General features: G+C 48.0%; 16 protein-coding genes, 4 tRNA genes and 2 other RNA genes. 21 read left to right on the plus strand and 1 reads right to left on the minus strand.

The genetic code is table 11. The features are described 5' to 3' along the window. Positions 1-4: 4 nt before the first annotated feature. From odhB to A7K98_RS06380, 21 genes are all read left to right on the plus strand, one after another. Positions 5-1,225, plus strand: a complete 1,221-nt coding sequence (gene odhB / locus A7K98_RS06280) for a 2-oxoglutarate dehydrogenase complex dihydrolipoyllysine-residue succinyltransferase (RefSeq protein WP_087487783.1) — start codon at positions 5-7, stop codon at positions 1,223-1,225. 67 nt (positions 1,226-1,292) lie between these two features. After that, the gene (gene sucC, locus A7K98_RS06285) at positions 1,293-2,459 is read left to right on the plus strand and encodes an ADP-forming succinate--CoA ligase subunit beta (RefSeq protein ID WP_087490389.1); all 1,167 of its coding nucleotides are present in this window, start codon (positions 1,293-1,295) and stop codon (positions 2,457-2,459) included. Further along, positions 2,459-3,334, plus strand: a complete 876-nt coding sequence (gene sucD / locus A7K98_RS06290; protein ID WP_087487784.1) for a succinate--CoA ligase subunit alpha — start codon at positions 2,459-2,461, stop codon at positions 3,332-3,334. The genes sucC and sucD overlap by 1 nt, the downstream gene beginning before the upstream one ends. A 719-nt stretch (positions 3,335-4,053) precedes the next feature. Next, on the plus strand, positions 4,054-5,622 hold the full coding sequence (cydA, locus tag A7K98_RS06295) for a cytochrome ubiquinol oxidase subunit I (RefSeq protein WP_087487785.1): 1,569 nt from the start codon (positions 4,054-4,056) through the stop codon (positions 5,620-5,622). A gap of 15 nt (positions 5,623-5,637) precedes the next feature. Beyond that, on the plus strand, positions 5,638-6,777 hold the full coding sequence (gene cydB, locus A7K98_RS06300) for a cytochrome d ubiquinol oxidase subunit II (protein WP_087487786.1): 1,140 nt from the start codon (positions 5,638-5,640) through the stop codon (positions 6,775-6,777). A gap of 14 nt (positions 6,778-6,791) precedes the next feature. Further along, complete coding sequence (gene cydX, locus A7K98_RS06305; protein ID WP_087487787.1) at positions 6,792-6,902, plus strand: cytochrome bd-I oxidase subunit CydX; 111 nt, start codon at positions 6,792-6,794, stop codon at positions 6,900-6,902. A gap of 8 nt (positions 6,903-6,910) precedes the next feature. Further along, positions 6,911-7,198, plus strand: coding sequence for a cyd operon protein YbgE (ybgE, locus tag A7K98_RS06310; RefSeq protein ID WP_322787365.1), 288 nt, complete (start codon positions 6,911-6,913; stop codon positions 7,196-7,198). Between the two features lie 282 nt (positions 7,199-7,480). After that, positions 7,481-7,885 carry a tol-pal system-associated acyl-CoA thioesterase gene (gene ybgC, locus A7K98_RS06315; RefSeq protein WP_087487789.1) on the plus strand — a complete coding sequence of 135 codons (405 nt, stop codon included), beginning with the start codon at positions 7,481-7,483 and terminating at the stop codon, positions 7,883-7,885. Continuing rightward, complete coding sequence (gene tolQ / locus A7K98_RS06320; RefSeq protein WP_038019198.1) at positions 7,882-8,568, plus strand: Tol-Pal system protein TolQ; 687 nt, start codon at positions 7,882-7,884, stop codon at positions 8,566-8,568. The genes ybgC and tolQ overlap by 4 nt, the downstream gene beginning before the upstream one ends. A gap of 14 nt (positions 8,569-8,582) precedes the next feature. Then, a complete protein-coding gene (gene tolR / locus A7K98_RS06325) occupies positions 8,583-9,011 on the plus strand; it encodes a colicin uptake protein TolR (protein WP_087487790.1) in 429 nt (142 codons plus the stop codon). 26 nt (positions 9,012-9,037) lie between these two features. Next, on the plus strand, positions 9,038-10,444 hold the full coding sequence (gene tolA, locus A7K98_RS06330; protein ID WP_087487791.1) for a cell envelope integrity protein TolA: 1,407 nt from the start codon (positions 9,038-9,040) through the stop codon (positions 10,442-10,444). A gap of 113 nt (positions 10,445-10,557) precedes the next feature. Continuing rightward, positions 10,558-11,853: a Tol-Pal system beta propeller repeat protein TolB gene (gene tolB / locus A7K98_RS06335; RefSeq protein ID WP_087487792.1), complete on the plus strand. Its 1,296-nt coding sequence runs from the start codon at positions 10,558-10,560 to the stop codon at positions 11,851-11,853. 43 nt (positions 11,854-11,896) lie between these two features. After that, on the plus strand, positions 11,897-12,415 hold the full coding sequence (gene pal, locus A7K98_RS06340) for a peptidoglycan-associated lipoprotein Pal (protein ID WP_087487793.1): 519 nt from the start codon (positions 11,897-11,899) through the stop codon (positions 12,413-12,415). Positions 12,416-12,424: 9 nt separating this feature from the next. Further along, positions 12,425-13,228, plus strand: a complete 804-nt coding sequence (gene cpoB / locus A7K98_RS06345; protein ID WP_087487794.1) for a cell division protein CpoB — start codon at positions 12,425-12,427, stop codon at positions 13,226-13,228. Positions 13,229-13,393: 165 nt separating this feature from the next. Next, a tRNA-Lys gene (locus A7K98_RS06350) sits at positions 13,394-13,469 on the plus strand. Between the two features lie 54 nt (positions 13,470-13,523). Further along, positions 13,524-13,599: transfer RNA gene (locus tag A7K98_RS06355), tRNA-Lys, on the plus strand. Between the two features lie 37 nt (positions 13,600-13,636). Beyond that, positions 13,637-13,712, plus strand: a tRNA-Lys gene (locus A7K98_RS06360). Between the two features lie 13 nt (positions 13,713-13,725). Further along, positions 13,726-13,846: non-coding RNA, RtT sRNA (locus A7K98_RS06365), on the plus strand. 37 nt (positions 13,847-13,883) lie between these two features. Further along, a tRNA-Lys gene (locus A7K98_RS06370) sits at positions 13,884-13,959 on the plus strand. A gap of 44 nt (positions 13,960-14,003) precedes the next feature. Then, a non-coding RNA gene (locus A7K98_RS06375) (RtT sRNA) lies at positions 14,004-14,124 on the plus strand. A 1,094-nt stretch (positions 14,125-15,218) separates the two neighbouring features. After that, positions 15,219-16,322: an SDR family oxidoreductase gene (locus A7K98_RS06380; protein ID WP_087487795.1), complete on the plus strand. Its 1,104-nt coding sequence runs from the start codon at positions 15,219-15,221 to the stop codon at positions 16,320-16,322. A 185-nt stretch (positions 16,323-16,507) separates the two neighbouring features. Here A7K98_RS06380 and A7K98_RS06385 read toward each other — a convergent pair whose 3' ends face one another. After that, the gene (locus A7K98_RS06385) at positions 16,508-17,962 is read right to left on the minus strand and encodes an AlkA N-terminal domain-containing protein (protein ID WP_087493475.1); all 1,455 of its coding nucleotides are present in this window, start codon (positions 17,960-17,962) and stop codon (positions 16,508-16,510) included. Positions 17,963-18,021: the final 59 nt, after the last annotated feature.

An 18,021-nucleotide genomic window follows, 5' to 3' on the forward strand; every position in this document is an offset into this window, starting at 1 on the left:
GACAATGAGTAGCTTAGATATTCTCGTTCCCGATTTACCGGAATCTGTTGCCGATGCCACCGTGGCTACATGGCATAAAAAACCGGGCGATAGCGTCCAGCGCGATGAAGTGCTGGTAGAAATTGAAACCGACAAAGTTATCCTTGAAGTGCCGGCTGTGGCTGACGGGGTACTGGAAGCGGTACTGGAAGATGAAGGTGCAACAGTGACTTCACGTCAGTTGCTCGGCCGTCTGAAAGAAGGCAACAGCAACGGTAAAGAATCTGCGGTGAAGACCGAGGCCACTGAATCGACTCCGGCACAACGCCAGACCGCGTCACTGGAAGAAGAGTCCAACGATACTCTGAGTCCGGCTATTCGTCGGCTAATTGCCGAGCATTCTCTGGATGCTTCACAAATTAAAGGCAGCGGTGTAGGCGGTCGTCTGACCCGTGAAGATATCGAGAAACATCTCGCAGGCCAGCAGAAACAGGACAAACCAGCCGCAGCCAGCGCAGCACCAGCTGCACAACCGGCTCTGGCGAATCGCAGCGAAAAACGTGTTCCAATGACGCGTTTACGTAAGCGTGTGGCAGAACGTCTGCTGGAAGCCAAAAACAGCACCGCCATGTTAACGACCTTCAATGAAATTAACATGCAGCCGATCATGAATCTCAGAAAACAATATGGTGAAGTTTTTGAGAAGCGCCATGGCGTGCGTCTGGGCTTTATGTCGTTCTATATCAAAGCAGTGGTTGAAGCACTGAAACGTTATCCGGAAGTCAATGCTTCTATCGATGGCGATGATGTCGTTTACCATAACTACTTCGATGTCAGCATTGCGGTTTCTACTCCGCGTGGACTGGTAACTCCGGTACTGCGTGACGTTGATGCATTAAGCATGGCCGAAATTGAGAAGAAAATTAAAGAGCTGGCGATTAAAGGTCGTGACGGCAAACTGACTGTTGAAGAGCTGACCGGCGGTAACTTTACTATTACCAACGGCGGGGTGTTTGGATCGCTGATGTCTACGCCAATCATTAACCCGCCACAGAGCGCCATCCTTGGGATGCATGCGATCAAAGATCGTCCAATGGCCGTTAATGGTCAGGTGGTGATCCTGCCAATGATGTATCTGGCACTTTCTTATGATCACCGTTTAATCGACGGACGCGAGTCTGTGGGTTACCTGGTTGCCATTAAAGAGCTGCTGGAAGATCCGGCTCGCCTGCTGCTGGATGTCTGATTTTTAGCCTGGCGCGTCTGTGACGCGCCTGTTTTTTTTCTTTTCAGAACTGAATGGACAGAACATCATGAATCTACATGAATATCAGGCAAAACAACTGTTTGCCCGGTACGGTTTACCTGCTCCTGTTGGGTATGCCTGCACTACGCCACGTGAAGCCGAAGAAGCTGCTTCGAAAATCGGTGCCGGCCCATGGGTGGTAAAATGTCAGGTCCATGCCGGTGGGCGTGGTAAAGCTGGCGGCGTTAAAGTCGTCAACAGCAAAGAAGATATCCGCGCATTTGCGGAGAGCTGGTTAGGTAAAAATCTGGTGACTTACCAGACTGATGCAGCAGGTCAGCCGGTTAATCAGATTCTGGTTGAAGCCGCCACTGATATTGATAAAGAGCTTTACCTGGGCGCAGTTGTCGATCGTAGCAGCCGTCGTATCGTATTTATGGCTTCTACCGAAGGTGGTGTTGAAATCGAAAAGGTTGCTGAAGAGACTCCGCACCTGATCCATAAAATGGCGATTGACCCACTGACTGGCCCGATGCCTTATCAAGGTCGTGAACTGGCTTTCAAACTGGGCCTGCAGGGTAAACAAGTCAGCCAGTTTGCTAAGATCTATATGGGCCTGGCAACCCTGTTCCTGGAACGTGATCTGGCACTGGTTGAAATTAACCCTCTGGTTATCACCAAAACCGGCGATCTGATCTGCCTGGATGGCAAACTGAGCATCGACAGTAATGCGATGTTCCGTCAGCCGGAACTGCGTGAAATGCATGATCCAAGCCAGGAAGATGCCCGTGAAGCTCAGGCTGCACAATGGGAACTGAACTACGTGGCTCTGGAAGGCAACATTGGCTGTATGGTTAATGGTGCCGGACTGGCGATGGGTACCATGGATATCGTTAAACACCATGGCGGACAGCCAGCTAACTTCCTGGATGTTGGTGGCGGCGCGACGAAAGAGCGTGTGACCGAAGCCTTTAAAATTATTCTGTCTGACAGTGCCGTGAAAGCTGTATTTGTTAACATTTTCGGCGGCATTGTACGTTGTGACCTGATTGCTGACGGTATCATCGGTGCTGTTGCCGAAGTGGGCGTGAATGTGCCTGTGGTGGTGCGTCTGGAAGGAAACAACGCAGAGCTGGGCGCGAAAAAACTGGCAGAAAGTGGTTTAAATATTATTGCAGCAACCAGTCTGACTGACGCGGCTCAACGCGTGGTTGCAGCAGCGGAGGGCAAATAATGTCAATTCTGATCGATAAAAATACCAAAGTTATTTGTCAGGGCTTCACTGGCGGGCAGGGGACTTTCCACTCTGAACAGGCGATTGCCTATGGAACTCAGATGGTTGGCGGTGTTACGCCAGGCAAAGGCGGAACCACTCACCTTGGACTGCCGGTATTTAATACTGTACGTGAAGCTGTAGAGCAGACCGGTGCTACTGCGTCAGTTATCTATGTGCCTGCGCCTTTCTGTAAAGACAGTATCCTTGAAGCTATTGATGCTGGTATTAAACTGATCATCACGATTACTGAAGGTATCCCAACTCTGGATATGCTGACAGTAAAAGTGAAGCTGGATGAAGCCGGTGTGCGGATGATCGGTCCAAACTGCCCGGGAGTTATCACTCCGGGTGAATGTAAAATTGGTATTATGCCAGGCCATATCCATCTGCCAGGCCGCGTAGGTATCGTTTCCCGTTCAGGGACTCTGACCTATGAAGCAGTTAAGCAAACCACAGATATTGGCTATGGCCAGTCTACCTGTGTAGGTATCGGTGGTGACCCGATTCCTGGTTCAAACTTTATCGACATCCTGAAAATGTTTGAACAGGACCCACAGACTGAAGCTATCGTCATGATTGGTGAAATCGGCGGAAGTGCTGAGGAAGAAGCGGCTGCCTATATTAAAGAACATGTTACCAAGCCTGTTGTCAGCTATATCGCTGGTGTCACTGCACCAAAAGGCAAACGTATGGGCCATGCAGGCGCCATCATTGCTGGTGGTAAAGGGACAGCAGATGAGAAGTTTGCTGCGCTGGAAGCCGCAGGCGTAAAAACTGTTCATAGCCTGGCAGACATTGGCGATGCAGTGAAAGCAGTTTTACCTGCCCGTTAATTAGTTGAGTTATCAGAAAACCACCGGCTGGACCGGTGGTTTTTTTTGCCTGCAGAAACTCCGGGCGGGTTGTCTTACGATAAAGATTAACCGGTTGTAATAACAGCGTAAAAGATTGTTCCTCTGCGAATCCGGATATATTTTGTTGTTGAAATATCATTAAACTGTAAATGAAATATATCTAAATTAATCACAATCCGTTAAGCTGTTTTTGTAGTCCATAAAACAGGGGTATTAAAGCCACACCCTTTATTTCTCAATGGAACTGAATGGTTCTCTGTTACGCTTCTTTTACACTGCTCTCTGATTTTTGATTGTTTTACAGAGTACGTTTTCACCTAACAAACTTTTTATCGACAAATAACGACTTAGATCAATAAACCATGTTTTATATCTGTTTTTCCACTGGCTATAAATAAGCATTTTGGATTAAATTGTCTTACGTCAATTTGGTTTTTTTCTTTAGATTATTCCCTTAATTACTGTTTGATAAAAATCAATTATTTACGCCTGAAGAACTGCTGAGGATCCCCAAAGGAGGTCAGGTATCACCTGCCAACCCGCGGATATCCGAGGCTGACGCTGAAAAAAGGTTAATTAGCTGCCGAAGTAACGGACTCACAGTTAACCGCTAAAAGTAACGACTTATTCTCTGAAGACCGGAAGCAACAATATGTTATCTGAAGAGAATTATTTATTAAAAAGAGCAAGGAGTCAGGATGTTTGATATCGTCGAACTGTCTCGCCTACAGTTTGCCTTGACTGCAATGTACCACTTTCTGTTTGTGCCACTGACGCTCGGTATGGCGTTCTTACTGGCTATCATGGAAACAGTATATGTATTGAGCGGCAAACAAATTTATAAAGATATGACCAAATTCTGGGGCAAGCTGTTTGGTATAAATTTTGCCCTCGGTGTTGCTACCGGACTGACTATGGAATTTCAGTTCGGGACTAACTGGTCTTATTATTCCCATTATGTCGGAGATATCTTTGGTGCGCCGCTGGCCATTGAAGGTTTGATGGCTTTCTTCCTCGAATCTACGTTTGTGGGTTTATTCTTTTTCGGCTGGGACCGTCTGGGTAAAGTCCAACATTTGTCTGTCACCTGGCTGGTGGCGTTGGGTTCAAATATGTCTGCACTGTGGATTCTGGTGGCTAACGGATGGATGCAGAATCCGGTCGCTTCAGAATTTAACTTTGAAACCATGCGTATGGAAATGGTGAGTTTTTCAGAGTTAGTGCTGAACCCGGTTGCCCAGGTTAAATTTGTCCACACTGTTGCCGCAGGCTACACCACTGGTGCGATGTTTATCCTTGGGATCAGTGCTTACTATCTGTTGAAAGGTCGCGATACTGCTTTTGCCAAACGTTCATTTGCTATCGCAGCAAGTTTTGGCATGGCCGCAGTGTTATCAGTAATTATCCTTGGTGATGAGTCAGGTTATGAAATTGGCGATGTGCAGAAAACCAAGCTGGCTGCCATCGAAGCCGAATGGGAAACTCAGCCCGCACCGGCCTCTTTCACCCTGTTTGGTATTCCTGACCAGAAGACAGAGAAGAATAATTACTCCATCCAGATACCTTATCTGCTCGGGTTGATTGCCACGCGGTCTGTCGATACTCCGGTGACGGGGCTGAAAGAATTGCTGGCACAACATGAAGTCAGAATCCGTAATGGTATGAAAGCCTATGCTTTACTGAATGAACTGCGGAATGGCAGCCAGGATCCGGCTGTGCGTGCTGAGTTTAATCAGACCAAAAAAGATCTGGGTTACGGATTATTACTGAAACGCTACACCCCGAATGTAACCGATGCTACTGAGGCCGATATTGCTAAGGCGACCAAAGATTCTATTCCACAGGTCGCCCCACTTTATTTTGCCTTCCGCATTATGGTGCTGTGTGGTGTGTTGTTGCTGGCCGTTATTGCATTTTCATTCTGGAGTGTATTACGCAACCGTATTGGTAAAAGCCGCTGGTTACTTAAAGCTGCATTGTACGGTATTCCGTTACCGTGGATTGCTGTGGAGTCTGGCTGGTTTGTGGCCGAATATGGTCGTCAGCCGTGGGCTATCGGTGAAGTATTACCTACTGCAGTAGCAAATTCGTCGTTAACCGCAGGAGACTTATTGTTCTCAATGGGGCTGATTTGTGGACTGTATACCCTGTTCCTGGTGGCGGAAATGTACCTGATGTTCAAATTTGCACGACTGGGTCCAAGCAGTCTGAAAACCGGCCGTTATCATCACGAAAAATTGTCAGCAACTACACAGCCGGCACGATAACTCAGGAGAGCTCACATGTTTGATTATGAAGTATTGCGCTTTGTCTGGTGGCTGCTGGTCGGTGTGCTGTTAATCGGTTTTGCCGTCACAGATGGTTTTGATATGGGAGTGGGGATGCTAAGTCGCATTATCGGGCGAACAGATACTGAACGCCGGATAATGATCAACAGTATTGCCCCGCACTGGGACGGTAACCAGGTTTGGCTGATTACGGCGGGCGGCGCATTATTTGCTGCCTGGCCAACAGTTTATGCAGCGGCATTCTCCGGATTTTACGTTGCGATGATTCTGGTACTGGCATCACTGTTCTTTCGGCCGATTGGTTTCGATTACCGTTCAAAACTGGCGGATAGCCGCTGGAGAGGGATGTGGGACTGGGGAATCTTTATTGGTAGCTTTGTTCCGCCGCTGGTGATTGGTGTCGCGTTTGGCAACCTGTTGCAGGGCGTACCCTTCCATATGGATGAATACCTGCGGCTGTTCTATACCGGCAATTTCTTTATGTTGCTTAATCCGTTTGCGCTGCTGGCCGGGATCGTGAGCCTGATGATGATTCTGACCCAGGGGGCTGCATATTTACAGATGCGTACCACCGGTGAAGTCTACCTGCGTAGTCGTAGTATGACGCAGATTACTACACTGATTATGCTGGTCAGTTTTGTGCTTGCCGGCATCTGGGTAGCCTATGGTATCGATGGCTATGTGGTCAAAAGTGTTATTGACCATCATGCGGCGTCTAACCCTGTAGGTAAAGATGTGGTCAGAGAAACCGGCGCATGGATGGCTAATTTCAAAGCATCACCAGTATTGTGGGTCTTCCCGGTGTTGGGAGTGGTATTACCCTTACTGACAGTGCTGTGCTCACGGGTGAATAAAGGTGCATGGGCTTTCGTTTTCTCATCTCTGACGATTGCCTGCGTCATTATGACAGCCGGTGTAGCGATGTTCCCGTTCATTATGCCTTCAGACACTAATCCGGGAATGAGCCTGACCATGTGGGATGCAACGTCCAGTTTGCGGACCCTGACCACCATGACATTTGCGGCGATTATCTTTGTCCCGCTGATACTGGCTTACACCGCATGGTGTTATTACAAAATGTACGGCCGTATCACTAAAGATGATATCGAACGTAACAGCCATTCACTGTATTAAAAGAGAGGTCAACGATGTGGTATTTTGCCTGGATACTTGGCACGCTTCTGGCTTGTTCTTTTGGCGTCATGACTGCGCTGGCACTTGAAAATGTCAGCAAAGGCCATGAAGACGAGCAATCCTGATGCAGGAAATGGCAGGCAGGTTATATAACCTGACAGATAAGGCCCTTTTGCGGGGCCTTTCACTCTGCGCAGCTTTGCTGATTGCCGGGTGTGTTCTCTGGGATCCTTCACGAATTTCCCTGGCCCCCGGAGTCCACAATACGCTGTGGGGCTTAGTACTAATTTGGGCAGTATGCAGTGGGGTGATTCATGGTTCAGGTTTTGTGATTCACACCACACTGTGGAAAGTGGTGTTTAATCCGCTGATCGCCTGGCTTATCCTGCTGGCTGCAGTGCTGCGTTATTTTGTTTTCTGACCCCCGGGCGGTCCTGCCGGCTCAGTTATAAGAGTAATAAGATATTTCACCCCGCATGATTTAGTGCGGGGTTTTTGTTTGTCTCCGCACAACTCTCCATGGTTTCCATCTGTTTACTAAACCACTAAGTAAAAAATCTTAAGGTTTTGTCAGATTCATGCAACTGTCGTTGCTGTAGTGTGTCAGCCGAAATAATTATTTTCTCTGGTCAGGATTGTCCCATTCCAAACCCCATTTCACTTGCGTATAGTATGCTGGTTTAAATTAATGCCAGGATGTAGGGTGAGTAACGTACTGTTTCATTGGCCGGTCAGGGTCTACTACGAAGATACTGATGCGGGTGGGGTGGTTTACCACGCCAGTTATATTGCTTTTTATGAACGAGCCCGGACAGAAATGTTGCGCCAGTGCGGTTTTACACAGCAAGAGCTGTTAGAACAACAGGTGGCATTTGTGGTACGGCGCATGACGGTGGATTATATTGCTGCGGCCCGACTTGATGACTTACTGCAAATTGAGAGTGAAGTCAGCGATTTAGGGCGGGCAACCATGACTTTCCGTCAGCGGATGCTAAATTCAGAAGGCAAGCTGATTAATGAAGCTGAAGTTCTTATTGCCTGTATCAACACACACCGTATGAAGCCTATTGCGCTTCCTAAGTCCATTGTCGCGGAGTTCAAGCAGTGACTGACATGAACATCCTTGATTTGTTCCTGAAGGCAAGCCTTCTGGTCAAATTCATTATGTTGATTTTGATTGGTTTTTCTATTGTTTCATGGGCCATCATTATTCAACGAACTCGCATCCTTAATGCCGCGGGCCGTGAAGCCGAAGCGTTTGAAGACAAATTCTGGTCGGGTGTAGATCTCTCCCGTTTATACCAGGAAAGCCAGGGGCGTCGGGAAGAACTGAATGGTTCCGAACAAATTTTTTATGCCGGCTTTAAGGAGTTTGCCCGTCTGCATCGTGCCAATGGTCATGCTCCTGAGGCAGTGGTTGAAGGTGCCAGTCGCGCGATGCGAATCTCGATGAATCGCGAACTGGAAAGCCTGGAAAACCATATTCCGTTCCTTGGTACTGTCGGTTCCATCAGTCCGTATATTGGTCTGTTTGGTACAGTGTGGGGGATTATGCACGCCTTTATTGCTTTGGGTGCTGTGAAACAGGCCACTCTGCAAATGGTAGCACCGGGAATCGCGGAAGCACTTATAGCCACGGCTATTGGTCTGTTCGCAGCCATCCCGGCGGTAATGGCTTATAACCGTCTGAACCAGAGAGTTAATAAGCTGGAACAGGGCTACGACAACTTTACCGAAGAGTTTACCGCAATCCTGCATCGCCAGGCATTTACCAGCGAAAGCACTAAGTAAGCAGAGGTTGACTCATGGCCAGAACGCGTGGTCGCGCTCGTCGTGACCTGAAGTCAGAGATAAATATTGTTCCGCTACTGGACGTATTGCTGGTGTTGTTACTGATCTTTATGGCAACAGCACCAATCATTACCCAGAGTGTCAATGTTGATCTGCCTGATGCTACTGACTCTAAGACAGTATCGACAGACGATAATCCGCCGGTAATTCTGGAAGTTTCTGGTGTCGGGCAATATACCATCGTTGAAGATCATCAACGGCTGGAACAACTCCCGCCGGAGCAGATTATCAGTGAGGCCCAGCATCTTCTCGAAACTAACCCGAAAAGTATCTTTTTGATCGGGGGAGCAAAAGATGTGCCTTACAACGAAATCATTAAGGCTCTGAATTTACTGCATCAGGCAGGAGTTAAGTCAGTAGGCCTGATGACTCAACCGATTTAATTATCATCCGTTTTTGGGAACCGAGAGTGTCGAAGGCAACCGAGCAAAACGATAAGTTAAAACGCGCAATAATCATATCTGTTGCCTTGCATGTTCTGGTGATCGTGATACTGATTTTTAGTTCGTTTGACGAGAATATCCAACCCAGCGGTGGCGGGGGAGGAAGTGACATCGATGCGGTCATGGTTGATCCAGGAGCCGTCGTTGACCAATACAACCGTGAAAATGCTCAACCGGCGCAACAACCAGACGTAAAACAACAGCAACAGGCTGCGGCAAAACAAGCGCAGGAACAGGCTGATAAACAGGCTGCTGAACAGGCGAAAGAAGCTAAGCAGCAGGCAGAAAAAGAAGCTAAAGAGGCTGCAAAGCAGGCCGCTGAACAGGCGGCTGCGGCGAAAGCAGAGGCTGCGCAGCAGGAAAAAGCAGCAGAAGCCAAAGCGGCAGAAGCTAAAGCAGCTGCCGCCGAAGCGAAAGCCCAGGCTGACCAGCAGGCGAAAGCGGCTGCTGCCGAAGCCAAAGCTCAGGCCGAGCAGCAGGCGAAAGCCGCTGCAGCAGAAGCCAGGGCTCAGGCTGACCAGCAGGCGAAGGCCGCCGCAGCACAGGCAAAAGCCGAAGCTGCAGAACAAGCTAAAGCCGCTGCTGCTGCAGCTAAAGCAAAAGCTGCAGAACAAGCGAAAGCCGCCGCAGCTGAAGCGAAAGCTAAAGCTGCAGAGCAGGCCAAAGCAGATGCTGCGGCAGCTGCTAAAGCCAAAGCGACTGCCGATGCAAAAGCTGCTGCCGAAGCTAAAGAGAAAGCAGAACAGCAGGCTAAAGCTCAGGCCGCTGCAGAGGCGAAAGAAAAAGCCGAACAGCAAGCTAAAGCGGAAGCCGCTGCTGAAGCTAAACAGAAAGCTGCTGCCGAAGCTAAGGAAAAAGCTGCTGCTGAAGCTAAAGAAAAGGCTGCCGCCGAAGCTAAAGCTAAGGCAGCTGCCGAGGCTAAAGCTAAAGCCGCCGCAGATGCTAAAGCTGCAGCAAAAGCGAAAGCTGCGGCCGCGGCTAAGCAAACCAGCGAAGTCGATGACTTACTGGGAGGGCTGTCCTCGGGTAAAAATGCGCCTAAGAGTAGTAAACAAGGGGGAGCTTCTGCAGCCGGTCAGGGAACCCAGAAAAAATCCGGGGCTTCCGGTGCTGCAATTTCCAGCTATATGAGTCAGGTACAGGCAGCAATTCAGAGCAGGTTCTACGACCCTGATAGCTACGCAGGCAAAACCTGTGATGTACATATAAAACTGATGCAGAATGGAACCCTTGTTTCAGCAGTCGCAGCAGGTGGAGATAGCGCATTATGCCAGGCGGCGATTACTGCGGCGAAAACTGCGCAGTTCCCTAAACCAAGCCCTGAAGTCTGGGAGCAGGTAAAAGATTCAACACTGGTGTTTAAACCCCAATAGTGAAGCCGGGGAAAGTATCGACTATGCTGTGAAGGGTAGTCGTACTTTTGTCAGATAATTATCGGAATTTATACGAATTATCATGAACACAATGTTCAGATAAGGGAGAGAAGATGAAGCATGCATTTCGTATAACCTTGAGTGTTTTCTTACTGCTGTGGACAGTGGTTTCGCAGGCCGAAGTCCGTATCGAAATCACTCAGGGGGTTAACACCGCACGCCCGATTGGTGTGGTTCCGTTTCAGTGGGTAGGAAGCGGCGCAGCACCTGAAGACATTGGCGGAATTGTTGCCGCTGACCTGAGAAACAGTGGTAAATTTAATCCGCTGGATCGCTCTCGTCTGCCACAACAGCCTACCACTGCTCAGGCAGTTCAGCCGGCAGCATGGTCTGCTTTGGGTATTGATGCCGTTGTAGTTGGACAGGTTCAGGGCAACCCGGATGGTAGCTACCAGGTTTCTTATCAGTTAGTGGACACCGCAGGTGCGCCGGGAACTGTGTTAGCTCAGAACTCTTACAAAGTGACCAAACAGTGGTTACGTTATGCAGCTCATACCGCAAGTGATGAAGTTTTTCAGAAGCTGACTGGTATTAAAGGAGCATTCCGTACCCGTATTGCTTACATTGTGCAGACTAACGGCGGCCAGTATCCATGGGAACTTCGGGTTGCGGATTACGACGGCTATAACCAGTTTGTAGTGCATCGTTCTTCAGAACCATTAATGTCCCCGGCATGGTCACCGGATGGCAGCAAACTGGCCTATGTAACTTTTGAAAGTGGTCGTTCTGCACTGGTGGTTCAGACATTGGCTAACAGCTCAGTCCGGACAATTGCAGATTTCCCACGACATAACGGTGCCCCGGCATTTTCACCTGACGGGACAAAACTGGCATTTGCATTATCTAAAACTGGTAGCCTGAACCTGTATGTAATGGACCTGGCTTCAGGACAGATTCATCAGGTTACTAATGCCCGTTATAACAGCACTGAACCTACCTGGTTCCCGGACAGTCAGACACTGGCGTATACTTCGGATCAGGCGGGTCGTCCGCAGATATATAAGATTGGTATTAATGGTGGAACACCACAACGTATTTCCTGGCAGGGTAACCAGAACCAGGATTCCGATGTTTCTCCTGATGGTAAATTTCTGGTGATGATTAGCACTGTTAACGGTGCTCAACATGTCACTAAACTGGATCTGGAAACGGGAGCCGTTCAAACTTTAACGGACACGTATCTGGACGAGACGCCAAGTCTTGCACCTAACGGCACAATGGTTATTTATAGCTCTACTCAGGGTTATGGTTCCATATTGCAGTTGGTTTCAATCGATGGGCGTTTCAAAGCGCGTCTTCCGGCGACTGATGGACAGGTATCATCGCCTGCCTGGTCTCCGTATATGTGATGCATGTGTAAATATGTATGGCAAACTATAATAGGATTTTGAAATGCAACTGAATAAACTGCTGAAAGGGTTAATGCTGGCTCTGCCTGTAATGGCTGTCGCTGCGTGTAGCTCTCATAAAAATGATAATGATAGCGGTGCAACTACCGGTGGTGCTGACAGCGCATACGGTAATGGCGCTAATGGCGGCAATATGTCTACTGATGCACAAGCTCGTCTGCAAATGCAGCAGCTGCAACAGAACAATATTGTTTACTTTGGTCTGGACAAGTATGACATCCTGCCTGAGTTCGCTCAGATGCTGGATCAGCATGCTAACTTCCTGCGTAGCAACCCTTCATACAAAGTGACCATCGAAGGTCATGCGGATGAGCGTGGTACTCCTGAGTACAACATCGCACTGGGTGAGCGTCGTGCAAATGCAGTTAAAATGTATCTGCAGGGCAAAGGCGTAGCCGAAGACCAAATGTCTATCGTTTCTTACGGTAAAGAAAAACCAGCAGTACTGGGTCATGACGAAGCCGCATGGGCTAAAAACCGTCGTGCCGTACTGGTTTACTAAGAGATTTATATGATTAGTAACTTCAGACTTCATACTCTGAGTCTGTCGTTACTGATTGCTGTAGCGGCCGTTCCGGCCGCTCATGCTCAGGCGTCAATCAGTAGCGTTGGCTCTGGCTCGGTAGATGACCGGGTCACCACCCTTGAACGCATTTCAAATGCGCAAGCTCAATTACTGCAACAACTGCAACAGCAACTCAGTGACACTCAAAATGACATTGATTCGTTACGCGGTGAAATTCAGCAAAATACCTATCAGTTAAACCAGCTTGCAGAACAGCAGAAGCAACTCTATCAGCAGATTGACTCATTAAGCAGTAATGCTTCCGCTCAAGGATCTGCGGCAGCAGCACCTGTAGCAGGCGGCGATAACGGCGCTTCTGCGACTGATCAGACTGCAACAGCCCCTGCAGCTGGAAACAGTCAGGCAACCCAGTCAGGCGATGCTAACAGTGATTACAATGCGGCTGTGGATTTGATTCTCAAACAGAAAAAGTTTGATGAAGCGATCTCTGCTCTTCAGGCATGGGTGAAAAAATATCCGGACTCCACTTATCAGCCAAATGCTAATTACTGGCTGGGCCAGCTTTATTACAATAAAGGCCGGCTGGATGATTCCGCATATTATTTTGCGACCGTGGTTAAAAACTTTCCTAAATCACCTAAGGCACCGGAAGCGTTGTACAAGGTGGGGGTAGTTATGCAGGATAAAAAAGACACCGCAAAATCCAAAGCCGTGTTCCAGCAAGTGATCAAACTCTATCCTGGTACTGCAGCTGCTAAAGCAGCACAAAAAAGGCTGACTGCAGGATAACGAGCGGCATTCTGACCAGTAATTGTTGGATTTCTGGTCTTGCCGGGTGAAAGGTAAGCAACCAGTCAGTTTTTTTTAAATAAGGGTTGCGCTACCCAGTTAAATCAGTAATATATGCCGCCGTTGCCGGGTGATAAACAAATAGCATCCGGTAATGATAAAAGAGGGTCGTTAGCTCAGTCGGTAGAGCAGTTGACTTTTAATCAATTGGTCGCAGGTTCGAATCCTGCACGACCCACCATCTTCTGAGATGGTGATATTTATTCTCTTTTATGTTTGTTTTGTGTTTTGTGACGGGTCGTTAGCTCAGTCGGTAGAGCAGTTGACTTTTAATCAATTGGTCGCAGGTTCGAATCCTGCACGACCCACCATTCTTAAAGAGTGGCACAACACAGAATATCCCGCGAGGGGTCGTTAGCTCAGTCGGTAGAGCAGTTGACTTTTAATCAATTGGTCGCAGGTTCGAATCCTGCACGACCCACCAGTTTCAGAAGTAAGCAGTGACAGTAACGTGCAGCATGAGAACCTGCTGCAGGTTCGGGTCGAACGAAGTGAGACAACGTTGTTAGCAACGGCCCGCAGGGCGAGCGTCAGCGAGTCATCCTGCACGACCCACCATTCATAAAGAATGCCACAGCACAGAATATCCCGCGAAGGGTCGTTAGCTCAGTCGGTAGAGCAGTTGACTTTTAATCAATTGGTCGCAGGTTCGAATCCTGCACGACCCACCAATTCAGAAAAAGCACCCTTCAGGGTGCTTTTTTAGTTTGTGAGATCCGTAAAATAAACGTGCAGTATGAGAACCTGCTGCAGGTTCGGGTCTCACGCAGTGGGACAACGTTGGTAACAACGGCCCACAGGGCGAGCGTTAGTGAGTCATCCTGCACGATCCAGCTGTTTCGAAATAGCACTCTACTGGTTGAGAACGGATTTTTGTTTAAACGCCAGTCTGAACACTCAGGCGGTATGGCTGTGGATATGCTGAAGCAAGGATCACGGCTGATAATATGAGGAACTGATGTCTGTGAGCCACTCAGACGCCCTCAGAGCAATAATAATCTTGCTGGTCTGAGTTACAGTGATTGAGAGTCTCTGTGACACAGAGTACGTGACAGGGCCTGTCAGACGGGTGCCTTATTCTGCAGAGTAGATGAAACTCAGAAGCCTCTCTTGCCTCTCATTACCCCTTCGCGGCCAATATCAGATAAGTATCCAATTGAAATGTTTTTATATAAGATAAAAATTAATCAGCAGAAGCATGCATTAGCTTATATAAATAGCCTGCTAAGTTTATATGAGGGGGCAGGACTAAGCTAAAAGTTTTGAAAGTTCAGAAGTGACCTCAATTATAAATAAATCCAAAACAAAATGATTTTATTTTCCGGAATGATGAACTTATTAATTATTAAGATAACATTATGAAGTTAATAAATTATCGATATTACTGAGTTATTTTTTTACCTCTGCCAGACAGGCTGCGCTATGTCAGTTGCCCTGATATTAAACCGAAATTAAACCATTCCGTTTTTCTCGTGTGAAATACCGGGAACAATACTATTCTTGCAAAGCAGATGGTTTCTTCCTTTGTAAAAAGTTGAGACTGATTGTATTAAGTTAACGCATTGATTATTAATGTTTAAAGGGAATTTTATCGATGACGGGCGTTTTGCATTAACGATACTCATTCGTTAGTCACGGAAATTATAACTGTGAAACAATTAAAAACACATCTGCCAGGGTTTTAAGGATTGAATAAGATTATCAGGAGTGATTCCAGGGAAAATTTAATGTTCTTTTATTACAGTCTGCCATTGGGCGAATGCACTGCCGTCATGAGAGTGAATGTCGCCTGAATAAGTCAGGGGAGGGGTGATTTCTCTGCCAGATTTAGGTTAAACAAAAATGCTGTGAATGCAGACAAAACTTCGGGCGGTGGGAAGAATACTTTCCGTATTCGGCCCTGTATGGTTTATTTAACAATGATATGGTTATGAAAAAAATATTAATTACAGGTTCTACCGGTTTTCTTGGCGGGGCAGTTGTTGCCAGCCTGGTAAAAAATCATCAGGACAGTTTATTGCTACTGGTCAGAGCGGGTTCAGCCGAAGAGGGCTGCCAGCGGGTGCAGGCTAATCTGAAGAACTTTGGGCTAACTGAATCGCAATTAAAACGTATCACTCCCGCAGATATCATTCCAGGTGACCTTGCGAGCCCACAGGATTTTACTGAAGACTCCAGACTGGATGAAGTCACACACGTTATTAATTGTGCTGCAGTGGCCTCGTTTGGTAATAATCCATACATCTGGAAAGTTAATGTTGACGGTACATTTTTGTTTGCAGAACGGATGAGCCGGGTCAAAACACTGGAAAAGTTTATCCATGTTGGCACTGCGATGTCATGCGCCCCGCAACCTAACAGTCTGGTCACTGAAAACAGCCTGAATTCCACCCGCGAGCAACACGTTGTTGAGTACACCTGGAGCAAAGCGGCGATTGAAAACAAACTCACCACTCTGGAAAACTTTCCGTTAGTTATAGCCAGGCCTTCGATTGTGGTTGGTCACTCTGATCATGGCTGTTTACCTTCTGCGAGTATTTTCTGGGTATTCCAGATGGTACTGATGCTGGGGAAATTTACCTGTGGACTGCAGGATCGTATTGATGTTATCCCGGTAGATTATTGTGCCGATGCTCTGGTAATGATGCTGGATGCTAAAAATGTAGTGAATGAAGTTATTCATATTTCTGCCGGTACGCACAGCAGTGTGACTTTTGCTGAAATTGATCAGGCGATGGCGAAGGCATCGGGGAAAAAAGCGCTGGGAGTGGATTACCAGAGAGTGTCTTATAAACAGTTATCCGCCAGCCGTAAAAGCTTTAAAGCGGTGTTCGGACCGTGCAACGAGCGGATAGTTTTGCGGGCTATGAAGCTGTATGGGCACTTTTCAGAACTCAATGTCGTTTTTGATAATACCAAACTGCTGAATCTTGGAATGCAGAAACCTTCCAGATTTACTGATTATCTGGAGAGATGTGTTATATCCACGCAGAACTCAACGATCGCTGAGCTGATGCAGGTAGATTTCAAATAATTTTACCCGGTATTTAGTGGGGAAAATGTTGCCTGAGATGATTTTGTTGCTACGGACGGGTAAATGTCCGTAGCAGCAATTTATACTGGCGGGTAGCAATGTTATCGAAAAAATATGTGCCTCAATGCCATGACAGGGGCCGCGAACTGGCATTATTTACCGCCTGACTGGACGATTTTTGAGAGCTATTGTGTACCCAGCGAACGCCATAGCAACATAACTGCATAGCTACGCCACGGGCGCCATGCCTGTGACAATTCTTCGGCCTGTCGGGCAGTGATTCCCCCCAGGGCTTTGCGGATTGCAATATCTTCTTTTGGAAAGGCATCCGTCCACGAAAACGCACGCATTACTATATAGTGTGCTGTCCAGGGGCCGATTCCCGGCAGTCCGGTCAGTGAGTTCAACAATTGCTGATGATCGATTGCATATTTCTCACTGAATAATCCTTCCCTGCAGGCTTCAGCCAGGGCCAGAATAGCTTTAATCCGGCTACCGACAATACCCAGCGAACCAATATCATCTGCGACAGCATCAATAAAATTCTCTGGCTGTGGAGACAGTCGACTAAGTTCCGGAAACGGGGTGACGAGCGGCTGGCCAAATCTGCGCGCCAGCCTGCTGCTTAGTGTAGTTGCTGCAGCCACGGTGACCTGCTGACCAAGAATCGCTCTCAAAGCCAGTTCAAAACGATCAAAACAACCAGGGACCCTTTCTCCGGGATAAGCCGCCACCAATGGTGCCATTAGGGGATCAGTCGCCAGTTGTGCGGCAATAAGATCCGGCTGGCAGTTGAGATCAAACAGCTGCCGTAAACGTTGTAGCAGCACCGGGAGTGCCGGTGCCAGAGAATGACTGAACTCCACCTCAAGGCAGGGTTGTTGAGGATGCTGACCAACACGAATCCATCCCTGATGTTCCCCTATAGCAACAGTTCTCAGATAATGATCGTTATCCACCCACTCAACTTCCTTGATTCGTCGTTTTTCAAGGAACCTCAACAGAGCGGGCCAGTCGAACGGTGGCCGATAAAACAGTCGGACCCGGGATGTTTCAGACGAGTCAGATGATGGCTGCTGAGGTGCATTTTTTCTGAATGCGCCCGGAGGCAGCTGATACTGTTGTAGAAATACCGAGTTGAACTGACGAATGCTGCCAAAACCGCTGGCAAAAGCAATGCTGGTAATTGGCAATCGGGTCTCACTAAGCAACTGGCGCGCCAGTCTCAGACGCCGGCTTTGTCGAAGCTCGCCCGGGGTGACCCCTAACTGCTGACTGATTATTCTGCGTAACTGGCGTTCACTCAGCGAAAACTGGCTGGCAATTGTTGAAATCCGGAAATCCTGTTCCAGTAAGCCGGCTTCTACTGCATCGATCAGTTGCTGACATAAAACACCGGACTGATCTATGGGTGAATGGCCTGGTGCCAGTTCCGGGCGACAACGCAGGCATGGACGATAACCCGCTTTTTCGGCTTGCTCTGCATAACGAAAAAACTGACAGTTCTTGCGCAGTGGTGTTCTGGCAGGGCAGACAGGGCGGCAATAGATGCCGGTTGAGCGAACAGCGGTAAAAAACAGACCGTCAAAGCGGCTGTCGCGACTAACCAGTGCCTGGTAAGCGCTCTTCTCATCAGTCATAAATTTCTCCCCGGAAACCAGATAAGTATAGATCTGATTGCATCAGTTACTGGCGGTTT

It is taken from the genome of Tatumella citrea (genome assembly GCF_002163585.1).
In the GTDB taxonomy this organism is placed as follows: domain Bacteria; phylum Pseudomonadota; class Gammaproteobacteria; order Enterobacterales; family Enterobacteriaceae; genus Tatumella; species Tatumella citrea.

What these genes read in the sequence shown, in the direction of transcription:
- A7K98_RS06380 (WP_087487795.1), top strand. Translation starts at nt 15,219, where the DNA reads ATGAAAAAAATATTAATTACAGGTTCTACCGGTTTTCTTGGCGGGGCA.
- cydB (WP_087487786.1), top strand. Translation starts at nt 5,638, where the DNA reads ATGTTTGATTATGAAGTATTGCGCTTTGTCTGGTGGCTGCTGGTCGGT.
- sucC (WP_087490389.1), top strand. Translation starts at nt 1,293, where the DNA reads ATGAATCTACATGAATATCAGGCAAAACAACTGTTTGCCCGGTACGGT.
- cydX (WP_087487787.1), top strand. Translation starts at nt 6,792, where the DNA reads ATGTGGTATTTTGCCTGGATACTTGGCACGCTTCTGGCTTGTTCTTTT.
- A7K98_RS06385 (WP_087493475.1), bottom strand. Translation starts at nt 17,962, where the DNA reads ATGACTGATGAGAAGAGCGCTTACCAGGCACTGGTTAGTCGCGACAGC.
- tolB (WP_087487792.1), top strand. Translation starts at nt 10,558, where the DNA reads ATGAAGCATGCATTTCGTATAACCTTGAGTGTTTTCTTACTGCTGTGG.
- pal (WP_087487793.1), top strand. Translation starts at nt 11,897, where the DNA reads ATGCAACTGAATAAACTGCTGAAAGGGTTAATGCTGGCTCTGCCTGTA.
- ybgE (WP_322787365.1), top strand. Translation starts at nt 6,911, where the DNA reads ATGGCAGGCAGGTTATATAACCTGACAGATAAGGCCCTTTTGCGGGGC.
- odhB (WP_087487783.1), top strand. Translation starts at nt 5, where the DNA reads ATGAGTAGCTTAGATATTCTCGTTCCCGATTTACCGGAATCTGTTGCC.
- cpoB (WP_087487794.1), top strand. Translation starts at nt 12,425, where the DNA reads ATGATTAGTAACTTCAGACTTCATACTCTGAGTCTGTCGTTACTGATT.
- sucD (WP_087487784.1), top strand. Translation starts at nt 2,459, where the DNA reads ATGTCAATTCTGATCGATAAAAATACCAAAGTTATTTGTCAGGGCTTC.
- cydA (WP_087487785.1), top strand. Translation starts at nt 4,054, where the DNA reads ATGTTTGATATCGTCGAACTGTCTCGCCTACAGTTTGCCTTGACTGCA.
- tolR (WP_087487790.1), top strand. Translation starts at nt 8,583, where the DNA reads ATGGCCAGAACGCGTGGTCGCGCTCGTCGTGACCTGAAGTCAGAGATA.